Below are 17,830 nucleotides of genomic sequence, written 5' to 3' on the forward strand. Positions count from 1 at the left end.
GCAAAAAATGGGCACGTAAAAGCGCCCATGTCGTTATGTGTTTCCGTTGGGGATGATCTCGATGTCGACCCGGCGGTTCTGCGCCTTCCCCTCGGGCGTCAGGTTTGACGCAATCGGGCGGCTTTCGCCCTGACCGATGGTTGAGATGCGTGCACCGCTTACGCCATTTGCTTGAAGAATATCCGCGACAGACCGCGCACGGCGTTCGGACAGGCCCTGATTATACGCGGCGTCACCGTCACTGTCGGTATTGCCGATGACCTGCACGTTCGAGTTGGGGTAGTTCACCAGATTCTGCCCCACCCGAACCAGATCGGCCCTTAGAGCCGGGCGCACGGTCGCGCTGTCGGTGTCGAAGGTGATGTCATTCGGAACGGTGACGATCAGCCGGTCGCCCGCGTTGGTAACGATGATGCCTTGGTTGGCCAGTTGCTGACGCAATTCCGCTGCTTGCCGATCCAGTTGATTGCCGATCAGGCCGCCTCCGGCTGCACCGATCGCACCGCCGGCCACTGCACCCAGCAGAGGGTCCGAATCATTGGCAATCGCGCCGACACCTGCGCCGATCAGACCCCCAAGGATTGCGCCCTGTTTGGCGTTCTGGTTCGGGTCCGAGGGCAGGTTCAGCGTACCGGGGTCTGTACAGGCCCCCAAAAACAGGGCCGAACACAGTCCGGCGGCAAGAACACTTTTGGAAATCGTCATGAAATCACCTTCTGCTCTGGGGCCCGTTCACCGGACCCGCATTGTTTGGCGCAGTATATCGCGTTCCCTCAACATAGGCTCAAGCAACAATCGGGTGAAGTCGGCAATTTACCGCCGTTCTGCGGGATCCCATTGGTTCTGGTCTTGCCAGATCGCCCGCAACGGCTCCCCCTGCCCGCAGAAATGATCGTTTGTCAGGTCACAGGCCCAAATACGATCCGTGCGAAAATGGCGGAATGCATTTCTCAGTTCGCACCACGCTGCAAGCATCGTGCATTCGATGTGATAGATCAGGGCGACGGGTCTGACGACTCGCTCGGTCCGTTCGCCTTCGGCGTTCACGTAGGTGATGCGAATTTTGCGCTCAGAGCGGATGGCCTCACGATAGTTCACGACGGGCACGCACCCCTTGGCCGGGTCATCCATCGGTGCGCCCCATGGGGCGACCTGCAGCCAATCCGCAGGCGCGCGCAAAGCGTCGATCTTGCGACACACCCGGTCCGCCGCCTGTTGCAGGGTACTGTCCCCTGTGCGCGCCAGCATGGACAGCCCAACCCACAGCGCCTCGACCTCTTCCGCGTCAAAGTTTAACGGCGGCAGATCATACCCGCGGCGCATCAGGTATCCCACGCCAGCTTCACCCTCGATCGGAGTTCGTTGCGCCTGCAATGCTGCAATGTCGCGATAAACGGTGCGGGACGATACTTCGAGCTTTTCTGCCAGCGCTTCTGCCGTCACCGGTGCCTCGGCAGAGCGCAGAATCTGGATGATTTCAAACAGGCGGGTCGAGCGGCGCATTGGGTTCTCCGGGTATCTGCTGACACTCTAGCACACCCCCCTGACAGGGTGGTGTCAGGAGTGATCGGCGATCTTGGGGAAACAAATCAAAGGAGGTCGATCATGCCATATCTCGACAATCACGTGATGATGACATTGAAACTGGACCGCTGGGCTCAGGATCACACCTTGCGCGCGTTCGAGATTGAACGCGAAATCATGGCAGCCCGTCAGCCCTGCGCGCCGCGCAAGCGGACCAAGCGGTTCTCATTGGGCAACCTCAAGATTCTGTGGTCGAGCACGGCCTGAGGTCAGAAATCAGCCGGGGCGCGGAATTTCATTGAAACTCCGCCCTCAGGGCTCTTCAGGCGCAATTCCTCAGAGTGCAGCATCAGACGCGGGAATTCGCGCGCAGGTCCTTCTGCGTAGAACGGATCGCCCAGAATGGGATGACCCAGCGCTTGCATATGGACGCGCAGCTGATGCGATCTGCCCGTTTTGGGGGACAATCGGACGCGCGTTGTCTCGCCCTCGTATTTGACAAACCGCCAGTCGGTGACGGCGGGCTTACCAGTCTCATGACAGACCATCTGGCGCGGGCGGTTGGGCCAATCCACGATCAATGGCAGATCGACGGTTCCGGTCTTTTGCTCGATACGCCCCCAAACGCGCGCAACATAGGTCTTGCGGGTCTGGCGTTTTTCGAACTGCATGCTCAGATGCCGCTGTGCGTGCGGTGACTGGGCGAACACCATGACACCTGACGTATCCCGATCCAGCCGGTGCACCAGCAAAGCCTGCGGAAATGCCGCCTGCACGCGGGTCAACAGGCAATCGGCCAGATGCTCCCCCCTCCCCGGCACAGACAATAGACCCGAGGGTTTGTTGACCACGATTAGCTGCGCATCTTCATGCAGCACGTCCAACGGTGTTTTCGGGGGATCATAGGTCTCGCTCATGCGCGCCTGCCTATCGCACGGCGTTGCTTCCCGCAACGTCGGCCTTGCCTGAACGGATCAGTTCAGCAACTCTCGGAACAAAGCGGAGGAGAACCCATGCATCCCATGATCGCGCACATGAAAGACGTCGTTGCCAAGGGCGACGAAAGCCTGATCCACGAATTGCTGGCCGAGGACGTGCGGTTTTCACCACCGACCTACTACAGCACGTGGACCGGTCGTGAACCTGTGGCGGCCGTTTTGGGCCATGTGGGACAGGTGTTTTCCGATTTTCGCTATCGCCGGATCATGGGTGAAGGCAAAGACTGGGCGCTGGAGTTTCAGTGCAAGGTCGGAGATTTGGATGCGGTAGGCGTCGACCTGATCACTCTGAATGACGACGGTTTGATTCAGAACTTCGAAGTTGTCATGCGTCCCTACAAAACCATTGGTGCCCTGCGTGAGGCCATGATGGCCCGGGTTATGACAGACCCCAGATTCCTCGAGTACAAAAACGCGCTCAGTTGAACATGCCCAGCCTGATTGCCGCAGATCAGATCTTGCGCGTGCCGCTGCTGCCGGTTCTGGCAGCCCAGGCGGTTTCCGTGCGCCGAAACGCGCAACAACTTCCAGAACCCTCGGGCCCTCGACAGGGGCGCGAAGGGCGCGGCCCCCGGTTGCGGTTGCTGATCGCAGGCGATAGCTCGGCAGCCGGCGTTGGTGCTGGCCGACAACAACAGGCGCTTTCGGGGTTTCTGGTGGCACGATTGGCCCGCCACTACAGCGTGGAATGGCGACTTGAGGCAACGACAGGCCACACGACGCAGGATACGCTGGACCGGCTGGAACGCCTTGAAGGCACGTTTGATGCGGCCGTGACCGCCCTGGGTGTCAACGACGTCACACGTGCTGTTTCTCAGCAAAGGTTCACAGCCTTGCAGACCCAACTGCTGAATCATCTTACGAACAATCTGGGTGTTCGCCATATCGTCGTAACTGCCGTGCCACAAATGGAGCGATTTCCAGCGCTACCGCAGCCACTTGCGTGGGTGCTGGGACGTCAGGCCGCGCGGCTGGATCAGGGTTTACAAAAGGCTGCCGCGGCATTCCCGCAGGCCCGCCACCTGCCCTTGGAGCTTCCCGATGACCCGGCGCTGGCTGCTCCGGACGGATATCACCCAAGCCCAAAGGCCTATCGCTTGTGGGCAGAGGCCGCCGCTGACATGTTGCGTCAGGTCTGAGACCGCATCTGACGGATCATTGGGATCGTGTAGACCACCAGCGCCGCCCAAATCAGCGGAAAGGCGATCATGCGCCCTCGGTCGATCTGTTCCCCAAATACGGTGATTGCAGTGATAAAGATCATCGTCGGTGCGATGTATTGCAGGATCCCCATTGTGGACAGCCGAACCAGTTTGGCCCCGTTGGCATAGACCAGCAACGGAACAGCCGTGACAATACCGGCGCAAGCCAGCAGCATGGTGTCCCCAGCGGCAGCGCCGAAGTGACCGGTTCCTTTAGCCGCTAACCAGGTGATGTAAACCAAGGCGGGGATCAACAGGATCAGAACTTCTAACAAAAAGCCCTGATTGGGGCCGATGGGCAACGAGCGTTTGAAGAAGGCATAGAACCCCCAACTGACGGTCAGCGCCAGAGCGGCCCATGGAAGCCGGCCTGCTTCGACAACCAACACCAGAACGCCCAATGCGGCCAAACCAACGGCCGCCAGTTGCGTGCGGTTCAAAGGTTCGCGCAACAGTACCGCCCCCAACGCAATGCTGAAAAGCGGATTGATGTAGTAACCCAGCGCCGCATCCAGCGCATTGCCGCTGGCTATGGCCCAAACATAAATTGCCCAGTTTACCGAGATCAAAGCTGCGGTCAGACAGGCCATGCCCAGCATTTTCGGGTTCTGCAGTGCGGCCTTCAGATCCTTGGTTCGCCCCAACGCCACCAGCAATAGCCCGGCTACCGGTACTGACCAAATAATCCGATGCGCCACGATCTCAACCGGTCCGATATGCGCCAGCGCCTTCATGTAAAGCGGCAGGAAACCCCAAAGAACGTAAGCGGTCACCGCCAAAGCCAATCCCTTTGGCGTGTCCTCATTCTGGGGTGGTGCTGCGACGTCCGCCATCATGGGCCTCCCGATAATACCGTTTGTCTATACGGCTGATCCGGATGGTTTGAAAACTACGAAATCCGTGAACACTCACATCAACAAAATTGATATGCACAACAAAAAAGGGCGCCGAAGCGCCCCGTTTTCGATCATAAGGATTTAGACTTTTACGCGTTCGGATTTTGGATCGTACATCGGCTTGAGCGACGCTTCGGCTTTGACTTTGACACCGCAAACATCGATCTCGTAGGTCGAGGCCAGAACGTCAGCGGCCTTTTCGCCTTCGCAGGGCACATAGCCCAGACCGATCGCACCGCCCAGCGTGTGGCCATAGTTGCCCGAGGACAGATAGCCCACATACTCGCCATCCCGAATGATCGGTTCGTTATGGAACAACAGCGGTTCCGGGTCGGTCAGTTTGAATTGAACAAGGCGGTTGTGCGGTCCGCTTTCCTTGCGCGCGATCACAGCCTCACGACCAATAAAGTCACTGCCCTTGTCGACCTTGACCGCAAAGCCGAGCCCAGCATCGACCACATGGTCCTCGCAGGTGATGTCATGGCCGAAGTGGCGGAAGCCTTTTTCGATCCGGGCGCTGTCCATCATATGCATACCGCACAGTTTCAGCCCCACGTCCTGTCCTGCCTCGTGTAGTGTTTCGAACACGTGACCCGCCATGTCGGACGAGACGTAGATTTCCCAACCAAGTTCCCCCACATAGGTCACGCGATGAGCGCGAGCCAGGCCCATGCCGATCTCGATGTCCTGCGCTGTGCCAAACGGGTTGGTCGCGTTGGTGAAATCGTTGGGTGAGACCTTTTCAAGCAGCGCACGTGCATTCGGCCCCATCACGGCCAGTACGCCCTCACCCGCAGTGACATCGGTGATGACAACGTTGAAGTTACCCGCGTGGCGCTGCATCCAGGTCTGGTCCGCCAGACGTGTCGCCGCCGGGGTCACGACCAGATAGGCGGTGTCGGCCAGGCGGGTGACCGTCACGTCCGCCTCAATCCCACCTGCGCGGTTGAGGAACTGGGTATAGACGATCTTGCCATTCGGCACCGAGTAATCGCCGCCGCCGACATAGTTCATGAACGCCTCGGCATCGGGGCCTTCGACACGGATTTTGCCGAAAGATGACATGTCGTACATACCGACATTTTCGCGAACAGCCTTGTGTTCAGCGGCCGAGTTCTCGAACCAGTTCTGGCGCTTCCAGCTGTACTGGTATTCCCGCTCCTGCCCTTCATTCGCAAACCAGTTGGCACGTTCCCAGCCTGCCAGTTCGCCCATGACCGCGCCCTGTTCCAGCAGGTGATGATGGAACGGCGTCCGGCGCACCCCGCGTGCGGTGGCTTTTTGGCGATAGGGAAAGTGATCGGCATAGAGCAGGCCCAGCGTCTCTTTCGAACGCTCAAACAGGTACTGCTTGTTGCCCTGGAACGGCTGCATCCGGCTGATGTCCACGTCACCCAGATCGAACGGTTTTTCACCGCTGTCCATCCACTCGGCGAGTGCCATGCCCGCACCACCAGCAGATTGGATACCGATTGAGTTGAAGCCTGCCGCAACCCAGACATTGTCCATCTCGGGCGCAAGCCCCAAATGGTAGGCATCATCAGGGGTAAACGATTCCGGTCCATTGAAGAAGGTATGGATGCCAGCCTCGGCCAACATAGGCATACGTTCACACGCGGCTTCGAGGATTGGCTCGAAATGGTCGAAATCCTCGGGCAGTTGGTCGAACTCAAACGTGTCGGGGATGCCGTTCATCGCCCACGGCTTGGCGTTCGGTTCAAATGCACCCAACAGAATCTTGCCAGCATCTTCTTTGTAATACGCACATTCATCCGGAACTCGCAGAACCGGCAACTGGGTCAAGCCGTCGATGCCTTCGGTGACGATGTAGAAGTGTTCGCACGCGTGCAACGGAACGTTGACGCCAGCCATCTTGCCGACCTCATGCCCCCACATGCCCGCGCAATTCACGACCATGTCACATTCGATATGGCCCGAGGCGCTGCCGTCATCCGCGACCCAGTCAACGCCGCTCACCTTGCGGCCCTGTTTGGCGATGTCGGTAACTTTCACGCGTTCCTTGACGATACCGCCACGCTGTCGGGCCCCCTTGGCCAGCGCCAGTGCAATGTTGGCCGGATCACCCTGACCGTCCAGCGGCAGGTAAACAGCACCCGTCACACCTTGTAGGTTGATGTGCGGATACAGTTCCTGAATGCGCTCATTTTCGATTTCTTCGACCTCGACACCAAAGGCCCGTGCCATGGCCGCCTGACGGTAGAGCTCTTCTTTGCGCTCTTCAGTCAACGCAACAGTGATCGACCCACAACGTTTGAATCCCGTGGCCACACCGGTTTCTTCCTCAAGCGAGCCATAAAGCTCCTGACTGTACTTCGCCAGTTTGGTCATGTTCGCCGTTGCACGCAGCTGCGCGATCAAGCCCGCCGCGTGCCAGGTGGTACCGCTGGTCAGTTGCTTACGTTCCAGCAGCACTACGTCTTTCCAGCCCTTTTTGGTCAGGTGGTACGCCACCGAACATCCGATGACTCCGCCACCGATGATGACAACACGGGCCTTAGTAGGAAGATCAGCCATTCTCATGATTCCGCTTTATGAGTTTCCAGCCAAAATACACGGAAGAGCGACGCAGAATGCACGAAAAACGTCAGCGCATTTGCAAAAATCAACCATGTTTAACTTGCCGCTTTTCGCGTCTCAACACGAAGGGCGTCACCCCAAAAAAGCTTTTGTAGACCGACGAAAACCCGTTGGGAAACCCGCAGGCCAGTCCGATTTCGCGCACGCTCATCGTAGTGTTCAGCAGGAGGTTATTGGCCTTGGCCAGCCTCATCTCGCGGTAAAAGCCGTTTGGTGTGGTTCCGAAATAGTTCTTGAACTTCCGCTCCAAAGACCGGTTCGAAAGCTTTAGTGCTTCGACGATTTCCCGTATTGGCAGCGGGTCTTCGATATTGGCCTGCATCACCTTGATGCACTGATCCAGCTTGGCGTCGCCGGTTGCCGTGGTTTTCGACCCGGAAAAAGGCTGAAGCGAGGAAAAGTCCCGGATGTTCTCGTGCAGCATAATATCGGCCACGGTCATTCTGGTTGGCCCAGATATGTGGCGCCCGATCACGGCCAGCGCGACATCGGTTGTCGCCTCCATCCCGGCGCAGGTCACAACGGCGCCCTGTTCTGTTGCAATCGACAGTTTGGCCTCGAATTGAGCGCGGCGTTCGCGCAAAAAGGACGCGTTTTCCCAATGGGTCGACATCTCCTCGGTCCCCTGCTCGTCAATATAACGGCTTGCCGCCTCGGACAGCAGAAAGACCTGAGCGCCGCGATACGTGTAATCAGATACGACGCGCCCCAAGGAAAGGTCGGGATGATCAGGATTGGAATTGCCGATGACAAACAGGTAGTCCGCGTTGGGTTGCGGCGGAATGCGCTCGGTCTGGATCGTCGCCTCGCTGCTGCTGGCGATCGGACCGCCCCGCAGAGAACGATAAGTGTAGGTAAAAGGCGGGCTAGGGCAAACGCGGTTTGCCAACCGAAGCACCTCGACCAAGGACGCAAATTCCAACAGCACATAGCCCGGTGCGACGACGATGTCGAAGTGCCGCTGAGCATTGACTGCCGGTTTGTTTGACGTCGATGGCATCGCTTTCCTCTTAGACAATCCGGTGCCCTGCGGCCCGCAGGCGGTCGGCAAGAGCCTCGATATGATCCGGGCCGACTTCGCAGCATCCGCCAACAATCGTTGCCCCCTGTGCAACCCAGCGCATTGCATGATCGGCGTAAGCCTCGGGTCCAAGATCGTGGCGCTGTTTCAGGGCATCTACCGTTGGCGCGTCTTTCAGGAAATCTTGCGTAATCCCGGTAAACCCGTTTGCATAGGCCCCAAACGGCCGCCCCATCGTTGCAATGATCTTAAGCGCAGCAGGAACGGCCTCGGGGCGCGAACAGTTTATCAGAACCGCGTCAGGGTTGAACCGGTCGACAAGCGGCGCGATGCCACCGAGCGGTTCTCCCGATCGCAGGCGCGTTCCATCGTCGTCCATGACCGATAGTGCCAGCCAGACCGGTTTACCTGCCTTTGCCGTGCCTAGCAGAGCCCCTTCGCCCTCCTGCACCGATGATACGGTTTCGATCAGAAACAGATCGACGTTGTCGGCCATCAGTTTGACCAACTCCGAAAATTTCGCGGCAGCGTCTTCCACGTCGGGTTTCAGATCGGGGCGATAAGACGCCAGCAATGGACCCAGCGCGCCTGCGATACGCCCGGAACCGCCCATTCTCGCACGGTTCGCCTGTGTAACCGCAGCATCAATCAGGTCGGGCAGTTGGGCTTCCATACCCAAGCGCTCCAGCCGAGAACGATGGACCGCGTAGGTGTTGGTCGTTGCTACCGTTGCCCCGCGGCGAAAATACTCGGCATGGACCTCATTCACCAATTCCGGGTGGTCGATCATAACGCGCGTCGACCATAGTGGCGTCGGCTTATCCCCGCTGCGTTTGACCAACTCCTGACCAATCGACCCATCCAGAAGTGTGATATCCACCATTTGCCAATCTCCTTAAGGAACCAGAACAAGTTTTCCCGGCAGCGTCTTGGACTGGAAATCCTCCTGCGCCTTGGCGATATCTCTTAGCGGATAGGTTTTGGAAACCAAAGGTTTGAAACAACCAGCGTTCATCATCTCGACGAGACGCCCGAAGACGTCGAAGGTTTGGTGCGTGCAGCCGTGTATTGTGATGTCGCGCAGGTAAATCTCCCGCAGGTCAGCTTCAACAATCGGCCCGGCGATTGCGCCAGAAACGGCATAATGCCCTCCGGGCTTCAAAGCCAAAATCAGGTTAGGCCAGGCGGGGCCGCCGACAACGTCGATCACGACGTCGAATGTGTCCTTTGGCAGCGGGTCGTCGCGGTCGTACGTGTCGATAGCACCCTGAGATTTGACCACCTCGGCCTTGGCAGCGCTGGTGATGCCCCAAACCGTCGCCCCACGCAACGCCGCTAACTGCACTGCTGCCAAGCCCACGCCGCCTGACGCCCCGGTTATCAGAACCTTGTGTCCGGCCGACACACCGGCGCGGGTCAATAGGTTCTCTGCCGTTCCAAAAGCACAGGGGATCGCGGCGATCTCAACGTCTGAAAGGGGGGATTCTGTGACGTCATACAAATCATCCGCCGCAACCAAGCAGTATTGTGCAAAAGCTCCGTCGATTTCAGACCCCAGCGCAATGAATCCCGTCGGATTGCCCGGACGAGGCCGCGGCAGGTTGATCGGACAGGTCACACGTTGCCCCGCTGTGAATCTGGAACCGTGACCTGCTACTTCGACATAGCCGCACAGATCTCCGCCCTGAATGCGGGGAAATGAAAGCGCCCCACCCCAGCCGCCTGCATCAACCTCCTGATTGACATCATCAGTGGCGCTGGTCACGCCCGAGGAATACCAACCGACCCGTGTATTGATGTCAGTGTTGTTAACGCCCGCGGCCGCGACCCTAACCAGCACCTGACCTGGGCCGGGTGTTGGGACCAGTATATCCTCGCGCCACTCCAGCGCTTCGGGGCCACCATGGCGGGTCAGGTAAACGCCAGACATGGTCGCAGGAACAGCCATCAGCGCCCTTTCACTTCTGATCATCCGGATGAGCGGGAACCGGTCCCATCGGTACGATGTCATAGCGCGCATTCAACTCAGCCATCTTCGCATCATCCGCAAAATCAGCCTCATCCATGGTCGCCAGTTCAGCCAGAAATCCATCGAACCCCGAAGGCTGGAAAATCATCAGCATTCTGGCAGGCGCACCATCGGCCACGCGGCAGGCATGGGGCACACCGGGCGGCACATGCATGGTTGTACCCGGGGGGCACCGATGCCAGTCACCATCAACATAGAAATCTACTGTACCTTCCAGAAAATAGAAGGTCTCGGCATGGCTATCATGGCGATGAAGGCCAAGCGCGAAGCTGGCCTTCAGATTGTCTTCCATGAGCGTGTATGCGCCGTCGGTGTCCTGACCGGAAACCTTCACAAAGGTGTGGTCATTTTCCCAGTCATAGTTGGGACCCTCACCGGGTCCCAATTTGGCGTATCTCTTGCTCATGGCGGTCTCCGTGAGAGGTTAAGCGCGCAACCGCTCGTTCTCGGGATCCCAGAGCGGCTGGTCCTGCTCTACCACAGCGCGGCACTTTTGGCCGTAGATTTCGACCTCAAGCTCGGTGCCGGGGTTGGCAAGCTCGGCCTTGATCATGCCCAGCGCGATGGATTTACCGACGCGGTAGCCCCAGGCGCCCGAGGTGGTTTCGCCCACGATTTGATCACCCTGCCAGATGCACGACATATACGGCGCATCGCAATCGCCGGCATCAACCGTCAGAGTGACAAAGGCTTTTTTCACGCCCTGCTGCTTTTCGTTCAGGATCGCGGCCTTGCCCGGGAAGTCCTGCGGCTTGTCCAGTTTGACGAACCGCTCCAGACCACCTTCGAGCAGCGAGTAGTCGGTCGACAGGTCGCCCTTCCAGGCACGGTAACCCTTTTCGATCCGCAGCGAGTTCAGAGCGTACATCCCGAACGGCGTGGCACCGGCATCGATGATCGCGTCATAGATCGCGGGCATATGCTCGTTCAGAGCGTGGACTTCCCATCCCAGCTCACCCGCGAAGGAGACGCGGATCAGATAGGCGGGCTGGCCTGCGACGGTCGCAGACTGATGAGTCAGCCACCCCGAGGTCAGATCCGCATCCGTCATAGTCGACAGTATCTCGCGCGATTTCGGGCCGGTGACGATCAGTGTATCCCGTGTCGTGGTGACGTCTTCAATCGACACACTCGCAGGCATCGCGTTCATCAGGATGTCCCGATCATGCCACTGTGCAGTTGCGGCGGTGATCATGACGAATTCATCCTCGCCCAGACGGATACAGGACATCTCGGTCAGAATGCGACCACGGTTGTCAGATACGTAGATGAGGTTCATCCGGCCGACCTTTGGCAGCCCTCCGGTTGCGAGGCCGCGCAGCGCCTCAGCGGCGCCCTCTCCCTTGACCATGAAGCGCGAGAAGCCTGGCAGATCCAGCACTCCACAATCATCCCGCACGGCCTCGCATTCCTCTTGGATCCGCTGCTCCCACGGGCCGGACCGGCCCCAGGTATGGGTCGCATCAAGCGACGTGTCGTCGCCCGGCTTTGCGAACCAGTTGGCACGCTCCCACCCGTTATAGGCACCCATCACGCCGCCCAGCGCTTTGACCTTGTCATGCACCGGCGACAGTTTCTTGTCGCGCGCCGCGGGCCATTCATGATGGGGGAAATGCATGGCGTACTCGTTGCCATAGACTTCCAGACCTTTCTGGTTGCAGTAGTCCTGATCTGTGTAATCGGTGTAGCGACGTGGATCGACGGCCCACATATCCCACTCGGTCGCGCCATCGACGATCCATTCGGCCAGCACCTTGCCTGCACCGCCGCCCTGAGCGATGCCGAAGGTGAATGTGTGTGCCTCGAACGCGTTTTTTACACCGGGCATTGGGCCGATCAGCGGCAGCCCGTCCGGCGCATAGGGGATCGGGCCGTTGATCACACGGCCAACGCCGGAGGTCGCCATCAAAGGCACCCGCTCCATCGCGTCGGTAACGATGTCTTCGATGCGGTCCAGGTCGTCGTTCCACAGCTGGAAGCTGAAATCCTCGGGCATCGGGTCGTCCTCGGTCATCCAGTGACCCTTGCAGTTGGGCTCATACGGGCCGAGGTTGAAACCGTTCTTCTCCTGCCGCAGGTAGTACGAGATATCCACATCGCGCAGCAACGGCAGCTTCTTGCCTCCGTTCGCTTTGGACCATTCCTCGACTTCAGGCACTTCGTCTGTCAGCAGGTACTGGTGGCTCATGACCATTGCGGGAACGGTACGACCGCCGAAGGGCTTGAACCACTCCCCCACGCGCTGTGCGTAGTAGCCGGCCGCGTTCACCACGTAGTCACAATCGATGTCACCCTTATCCGTGTGAACGGTCCAGGTTCCGTCGTCGCGCTGGGTGACGCCGGTCGCCGGGCAGAAGCGGATGATCTTCTGGCCCATGTCACGGGCACCCTTGGCCAACGCCTGTGTCAGCTGCGCCGGATCAATGTCGCCATCTGTCGGGTCGTACAGTACGCCTTCAAGATCGTGCGTTTCCAGGAATGGATAGCGCTCTTTAGCTTCTTCAGGCGTCCAAATCTCCATCGGGATGCCTTGATAGCGCCCCATCGCCATGGCGTGTTCGAACTCCTGCATCCGCTCTTTGCTGTGCGCCAAACGGATCGAGCCCGAAACATGGTAGTTCATCGGGTAGTCGACCTCTTCGCCCAAACGCGAATACAGCTCGGTCGAGTATCGCTGCATATTCATGATCGCCCATGAATTCGAGAAGGTCGGGACGTTACCCGCCGCGTGCCAGGTCGAGCCTGCAGTCAGTTCGTTCTTTTCCAGCAGAACACAATCGGTCCAGCCCTTCTTGGCCAGATGGTACAGTGAGGAAGCCCCCACCACACCGCCACCGATAATGACCACGCGGGCTTTTGTCGGAAAGTCACTCATTTGCTTGATCCCTGTTACTGTGCCCGTTGGGGCAGATCGTCCGTGATGTCGTAGTAGTCGCCCTTGTCGGCCACAAAGATGTGCCGGGCGAGGTGTAATCCGGTAGGCGTATCGAAGGCCCCCATGGAAATCGAAATCGTGTCCTCTTCATTGTGCTGCCAGAAAAGGAATGAGCCGCATACGCTGCAAAAGCCCCGGCGCGCTGTACCTGATGCGCGAAACCAGGTGAGCGTGTCGCTGGCAGTGAAACTCAGGTTGTCCTGATGGGTTACTGTTGAAGACCAATAATGTCCTGATTGCTTGCGGCACTGACCGCAATGGCAGGCCGAGGGCGGCGACAGATCTCCGTCAATCGTGAACGCTACCGCGCCGCAGAGGCAAGAACCGTTGTACATGTGACTACCCCCTTGCTGCAGGCGTGGAGCTGGCCCCCAGCAACACGCCATAGATGATGAAACAGGCGGCCATCACACGGCGCACCCAGGTGTTGAAAACCGCTCCCAGCGCAGCCTTACCCATCAGCGCGCCCAACACGGTGAACCCGGTATAGCTGAGCGTGGTGATGATCAGCGCCGTAGGCATGATGACGACCATCTGCTGCCAGATCGGAACGTCAGGCTGCACAAACTGGGAAAAGGCGGCGAGGTACCCTGCCACGCTTTTAGGATTGATCGTAGCGACCGCCAGTGCGTGCAGATACACATGGCGCGCAGGTCGTTCACTTGCCGGGGCCGGACGCGTGGCATTCATCCAGCCGCGAACTCCAACCCAGATCAGGAACCCTGCCCCCACCAGTTTGGCGATAAAAAACCCGGTTGGGGATGCTGCGATCAACGCGGTCACACCCAGCGCTGACAGGACAAGAAACGTGCTGGCCTGCGTTAGAATCGCCAGGACACCCAGCATCGCTTTGAGAAACGGCAGGCTCATCCCGTTTGAAATGCAATTGACCGCGTTCGGCCCCGGCGTGGTGACGAACACCACCCAAAACAGCGCGAATATGGTCCAGGCTTCAAAGCTCATCAGTACACCGGCGGAGCGATAACCCAGATGGCCACTGCGGGCTCATCATAGGGGTTCGACCATTGATAGGGTTCATGTTTGATCCGAAAGCTGTCGCCGGGGCCGACCAAAAACTGGCGCCCACTGATCGTCAGTTCCAACCGCCCTGACACCATGTACCCAACCTCCTGCGTTGGTCGGTTGGCCGGGGTTTGCATTTTCGATCGGGGCTTGAACGTGGAATGCACCATTTCGAAATCATCGGTCAGATCGGGCGACAGCAGTTCTTCGATCAACCCTTCCTCACCGGACCCCATCGGGCGGCGCGTTCCGGCCCGCACCACATACCCCTGCTCATCTGCCGGCGCGGAGGAATGCGCGAACAGCATCGACATCGGCACGCCCAGACATTCGGCAATCTGGCGCAGGTCGGAAATTGAGGGGTCGGACATGTCACGCTCGACCTGGCTTAGCCAACCCACCGAACGGCCCAGTCGCGCGGCGATCTCGCTCAACGTCAGCCCGCGCGATTTGCGCAATGCGCGAAGATCGGCTCCGAGTGTGGCGCTGCGCGGTGCTTGGCTGTTCACTGAAAGCTCCGGGGTTTGGTGAAATTTTCTCTTCGTTTTTCACGATGCGCTGATTCCGTGAAAAAACCAAGATATTTTTCACTTGGACCCACAACATTGTTTGGGTATCCGTCCACCATGTGGATTGCGGTGATTTACTTATGGACCATCAACGCCCTGACTTTGCTTGCCTTTGGCTGGGATAAACTGCAGGCAAGACGGCGGAAAAAGCGTGCTCCTGAACGAAACCTTTTGTGGTTAGCTGCGCTGGGCGGCAGTCCAGGCGCATTGCTGGGGCGTTGGATATTCAGACACAAAACCCGCAAGCGGCTGTTTTCATATTATATCTTTGGGATATTCGGCGCTCAGGCTGTGCTGGCCTATCTTCTAACGGCCATTGAATTACCCAGCCTGGCGTAGCGTAGTAAAACCATCAGAGAATTGACACTAACCAACCGGCAAACTGTCTGCTACAGTCCATGCTATCTGAATATGAATATTCTTACGCATTCGCAAAGGGTTGAATGACAAATGGACAACGGCATCGGTTTCTTCGACATAGTCTGGTCAATCTTCTGGCTGTTCCTGATGGTGGCCTGGTTCTGGGTGATGATTTCGGTTGTGGCCGATGTCTTCCGATCCAAGGACTTGAGTGGCGGTGGAAAGGCGGTCTGGATTGCCTTTGTCATCCTGATTCCATGGATGGGTGTTCTGGCCTACCTGATTGTCCGCGGCGACAAGATGCACCAGCACAATGCCGAAGCCATGAGCCAGATCGAACAGGCGCAAAAGGACTATATCCGCTCAGTCGCGACCGTATCCGCCGCGGATGAGCTGGAACGGCTTGCAGCGCTCAAGGAAAAAGGCGTTCTGACGGACGAGGAATTTGCCGCGCAGAAAGCCAAGCTTCTGAACACCTGATCGTTGACATCATGAGATAGACGAGGCCGGGGCTACACCCTCGGCCTTGGCTATTTGGCGAAAATGCTGGACAGAATTTCGCCCAGTTGGCTTGCGTCTTGTTCATTGAACGCATCGGGTTGATCGCTGTCGATATCGAACACAGCAATGACGTCACCGGCGGCATTTAGCACGGGTAGCACCAATTCGGACCGGGTCGAAGACGCGCAGGCGATATGGCCCGGAAACGCGTCTACATCCGGCACCAACTGTACTTCACCGGTGCGGGCGGCAGCGCCACAGACGCCGCGGTCGAACGGGATGACCAGACAGCCGTGCCCGCCCTGATAGGGTCCGATTTTCAAAAGCCCCGGCTCGGTAACGCGATAGAAGCCTGTCCAGTCAAATCGATCATCGGAATGATGCACCTCGCACGCGACCGTGGCCATCAGAGCCACGTCGTCGGTTTCGCCTTCGGTCAGGGCTGCAATGGTTTTGGCAAGTGTGTTGTAGTCGGCTGTCATGTCGGAGCTCGTGGCAGGGGTTTATGCCGGAGTATTTGGAAAAAGGTGAAGCGTCAAACGCGTTCGATGGCTATCGCCGTACCTTCGCCACCGCCGATGCAGATGGCCGCCACGCCCCGTTTGAGGTTTCGCTTTTCTAGCGCGTTCAGCAGCGTGACCATGATCCGCGCGCCCGATGCACCGATCGGGTGGCCCAGAGCGCAGGCCCCACCATTCACGTTGACGATATCGCGGGGCAAGCCCATCTCATGCATGAACGCCATCGGCACGACGGCAAAGGCTTCGTTGACCTCCCACAGGTCAACATCTTCTTTCGACCAACCGATATTGGTCAGCAATTTTTGCGCGGCCGGAACTGGTGCGGTCGTAAACAGCCCTGGTGCCTGCGCGTGGCTGGCGTGGCCGACAATACGGGCACGGACACTCAAGCCCTGCACCTGTGCCGCGTCCTCCGATGCCAGCACCAACGCGGCAGCACCATCTGAAATCGAAGAAGAGTTTGCAGCCGTGACGGTACCATCCTTTCGAAAGGCTGGCTTGAGCGTTGGGATTTTCTCGGGCCGCGCAGAAAACGGCTGCTCATCCGCGGACTGGGTGACTTCGCCCTTGCGAGTGCGGACCGAGACGGGCGTGATTTCATCCGCAAATGCACCATTTTCCTGTGCGGCCAGCGCATTCGACAAAGAACGCAGCGCGTATTCATCCTGCGCCTCGCGCGTGAACTGATAGGCCTCGGCACAGTCTTCGGCAAACGTGCCCATCAGGCGACCCTTGTCATAGGCATCCTCGAGCCCGTCCAGAAACATATGATCCATTGCCTGCGCATGACCCAACCGCGCGCCCTCGCGCATTTTGGGCAAAAGATAGGGAGCATTCGTCATGCTCTCCATCCCGCCCGCGATCATTGTGTCGGCATGGCCCAAGGCAATCTGATCATAGGCCATCATGGCTGCTTTCATGCCCGATCCGCACATTTTGTTGAGCGTCGTGGCTGGGACCTCTTCACCCAGCCCTGCCGCAAACCCGGCCTGGCGCGCAGGGGCCTGACCCTGTCCAGCTGGCAGAACACATCCCATAAGAACTTCGTCAACAGATTCTGCGCCCGCCCCCTGCAGCGCGGCCTTGATCGCAACACCGCCCAGATCGGCTGCTGTCACTGTATCGAACATCCCCTGAAACCCACCCATCGGGGTACGTGCTGCGCCAGCGATAACGACTTGTTTCATTTGGATGCTCCTCCGTTTTTCTACTGGGATGGATACCGAATGGTAAGAATTGCCGTCTAGCGTATTTCTACGAGTGATTTTCAGTTTAGAGAACCCGCGCGCATGGCCCTGACCAGTAAGACAACAGACACTACGCAGATCATTACAGTGCATTCGGACCGAATTGATGCTGCAATGGCCATTCAGTTCAAGGAAGATATGCGCAATGAGGCCGAAGGCGGCGCGGCGCGTGTGGTCCTGGACCTGACGGAGGTGGAATTCATCGACTCAAGCGGTCTTGGGGCCATCGTCGCGTCGATGAAACAACTTGGCAGTGACCGAAGGCTGGACTTGGCTGGTCTGCACCCTTTCGTCGAAAAGGTGTTTCGCCTGACCCGCATGGATACGGTCTTTCAACTTTATCCGACCTTGGACGACGCTCTGGCACGGTCGGCTGAATGAACTTAAGGATTGAATAGGCGCGATG

At 58.4% G+C, this 17,830-nt stretch carries 21 protein-coding genes; 6 read left to right on the forward strand and 15 right to left on the reverse strand.

All coding sequences use genetic code 11. The annotated features are described in order from the left end of the window. Positions 1-33: 33 nt before the first annotated feature. Together GOW16_RS14795 and GOW16_RS14800 are read right to left on the reverse strand one after the other, a co-directional pair. Positions 34-705: an OmpA family protein gene (locus tag GOW16_RS14795; protein WP_170416334.1), complete on the reverse strand. Its 672-nt coding sequence runs from the start codon at positions 703-705 to the stop codon at positions 34-36. A 108-nt stretch (positions 706-813) separates the two neighbouring features. Then, complete coding sequence (locus tag GOW16_RS14800; RefSeq protein WP_170416336.1) at positions 814-1,503, reverse strand: helix-turn-helix transcriptional regulator; 690 nt, start codon at positions 1,501-1,503, stop codon at positions 814-816. 102 nt (positions 1,504-1,605) lie between these two features. Between GOW16_RS14800 and GOW16_RS14805 the strand changes: the two genes are divergently transcribed. Then, positions 1,606-1,791, forward strand: coding sequence for a hypothetical protein (locus tag GOW16_RS14805; protein WP_170416338.1), 186 nt, complete (start codon positions 1,606-1,608; stop codon positions 1,789-1,791). 2 nt (positions 1,792-1,793) lie between these two features. Here GOW16_RS14805 and GOW16_RS14810 read toward each other — a convergent pair whose 3' ends face one another. Beyond that, entirely contained in the window at positions 1,794-2,441 is a 648-nt protein-coding gene (locus GOW16_RS14810; protein ID WP_170416340.1) for an RluA family pseudouridine synthase, read from the reverse strand. 96 nt (positions 2,442-2,537) lie between these two features. Between GOW16_RS14810 and GOW16_RS14815 the strand changes: the two genes are divergently transcribed. Both GOW16_RS14815 and GOW16_RS14820 read left to right on the forward strand, forming a co-directional pair. Beyond that, a complete protein-coding gene (locus GOW16_RS14815) occupies positions 2,538-2,948 on the forward strand; it encodes a nuclear transport factor 2 family protein (protein ID WP_170416341.1) in 411 nt (136 codons plus the stop codon). 2 nt (positions 2,949-2,950) lie between these two features. After that, positions 2,951-3,661: an SGNH/GDSL hydrolase family protein gene (locus GOW16_RS14820; protein WP_170416342.1), complete on the forward strand. Its 711-nt coding sequence runs from the start codon at positions 2,951-2,953 to the stop codon at positions 3,659-3,661. Here GOW16_RS14820 and rarD read toward each other — a convergent pair. From rarD to GOW16_RS14870, 10 genes are all read right to left on the reverse strand, one after another. Beyond that, positions 3,652-4,557 carry an EamA family transporter RarD gene (gene rarD, locus GOW16_RS14825; protein ID WP_170416344.1) on the reverse strand — a complete coding sequence of 302 codons (906 nt, stop codon included), beginning with the start codon at positions 4,555-4,557 and terminating at the stop codon, positions 3,652-3,654. The genes GOW16_RS14820 and rarD overlap by 10 nt on opposite strands. A 144-nt stretch (positions 4,558-4,701) precedes the next feature. Then, complete coding sequence (locus GOW16_RS14830) at positions 4,702-7,155, reverse strand: GcvT family protein (RefSeq protein ID WP_170416346.1); 2,454 nt, start codon at positions 7,153-7,155, stop codon at positions 4,702-4,704. A gap of 88 nt (positions 7,156-7,243) precedes the next feature. Next, positions 7,244-8,218, reverse strand: coding sequence for a GlxA family transcriptional regulator (locus GOW16_RS14835; RefSeq protein ID WP_170416348.1), 975 nt, complete (start codon positions 8,216-8,218; stop codon positions 7,244-7,246). Positions 8,219-8,228: 10 nt separating this feature from the next. Further along, a complete protein-coding gene (locus GOW16_RS14840) occupies positions 8,229-9,122 on the reverse strand; it encodes a homocysteine S-methyltransferase family protein (RefSeq protein ID WP_170416350.1) in 894 nt (297 codons plus the stop codon). 12 nt (positions 9,123-9,134) lie between these two features. Then, positions 9,135-10,187 (reverse strand): alcohol dehydrogenase family protein, encoded by a 1,053-nt coding sequence (locus tag GOW16_RS14845; RefSeq protein ID WP_170416352.1) that lies wholly within the window; start codon positions 10,185-10,187, stop codon positions 9,135-9,137. A 10-nt stretch (positions 10,188-10,197) separates the two neighbouring features. After that, positions 10,198-10,674: a cupin domain-containing protein gene (locus GOW16_RS14850; protein ID WP_170416354.1), complete on the reverse strand. Its 477-nt coding sequence runs from the start codon at positions 10,672-10,674 to the stop codon at positions 10,198-10,200. Between the two features lie 18 nt (positions 10,675-10,692). Next, positions 10,693-13,143, reverse strand: coding sequence for a GcvT family protein (locus GOW16_RS14855; RefSeq protein WP_170416356.1), 2,451 nt, complete (start codon positions 13,141-13,143; stop codon positions 10,693-10,695). 14 nt (positions 13,144-13,157) lie between these two features. Continuing rightward, positions 13,158-13,538 carry a GFA family protein gene (locus GOW16_RS14860; protein ID WP_170416358.1) on the reverse strand — a complete coding sequence of 127 codons (381 nt, stop codon included), beginning with the start codon at positions 13,536-13,538 and terminating at the stop codon, positions 13,158-13,160. 4 nt (positions 13,539-13,542) lie between these two features. Beyond that, a complete protein-coding gene (locus GOW16_RS14865; protein WP_170416360.1) occupies positions 13,543-14,166 on the reverse strand; it encodes a LysE family translocator in 624 nt (207 codons plus the stop codon). Next, positions 14,166-14,735, reverse strand: a complete 570-nt coding sequence (locus tag GOW16_RS14870) for a helix-turn-helix domain-containing protein (RefSeq protein WP_170416362.1) — start codon at positions 14,733-14,735, stop codon at positions 14,166-14,168. The genes GOW16_RS14865 and GOW16_RS14870 overlap by 1 nt, the downstream gene beginning before the upstream one ends. Before the next feature lie 18 nt (positions 14,736-14,753). On the opposite strand from GOW16_RS14870, the gene GOW16_RS14875 reads away from it, so the two are divergent. Then, positions 14,754-15,134 (forward strand): DUF1294 domain-containing protein, encoded by a 381-nt coding sequence (locus tag GOW16_RS14875; RefSeq protein ID WP_368039915.1) that lies wholly within the window; start codon positions 14,754-14,756, stop codon positions 15,132-15,134. Between the two features lie 111 nt (positions 15,135-15,245). Then, positions 15,246-15,635, forward strand: coding sequence for an SHOCT domain-containing protein (locus tag GOW16_RS14880; protein WP_170416590.1), 390 nt, complete (start codon positions 15,246-15,248; stop codon positions 15,633-15,635). Positions 15,636-15,685: 50 nt separating this feature from the next. Here GOW16_RS14880 and GOW16_RS14885 read toward each other — a convergent pair whose 3' ends face one another. Further along, positions 15,686-16,138, reverse strand: a complete 453-nt coding sequence (locus GOW16_RS14885; RefSeq protein WP_170416364.1) for a GAF domain-containing protein — start codon at positions 16,136-16,138, stop codon at positions 15,686-15,688. A gap of 53 nt (positions 16,139-16,191) precedes the next feature. Beyond that, complete coding sequence (locus GOW16_RS14890) at positions 16,192-17,364, reverse strand: thiolase family protein (protein WP_170416366.1); 1,173 nt, start codon at positions 17,362-17,364, stop codon at positions 16,192-16,194. A gap of 102 nt (positions 17,365-17,466) precedes the next feature. On the opposite strand from GOW16_RS14890, the gene GOW16_RS14895 reads away from it, so the two are divergent. Beyond that, complete coding sequence (locus GOW16_RS14895; RefSeq protein ID WP_170416368.1) at positions 17,467-17,805, forward strand: STAS domain-containing protein; 339 nt, start codon at positions 17,467-17,469, stop codon at positions 17,803-17,805. Positions 17,806-17,830: the final 25 nt, after the last annotated feature.

The sequence above is a fragment of the Ruegeria atlantica genome (assembly GCF_013033965.1).
GTDB lineage: Bacteria > Pseudomonadota > Alphaproteobacteria > Rhodobacterales > Rhodobacteraceae > Ruegeria > Ruegeria atlantica_D.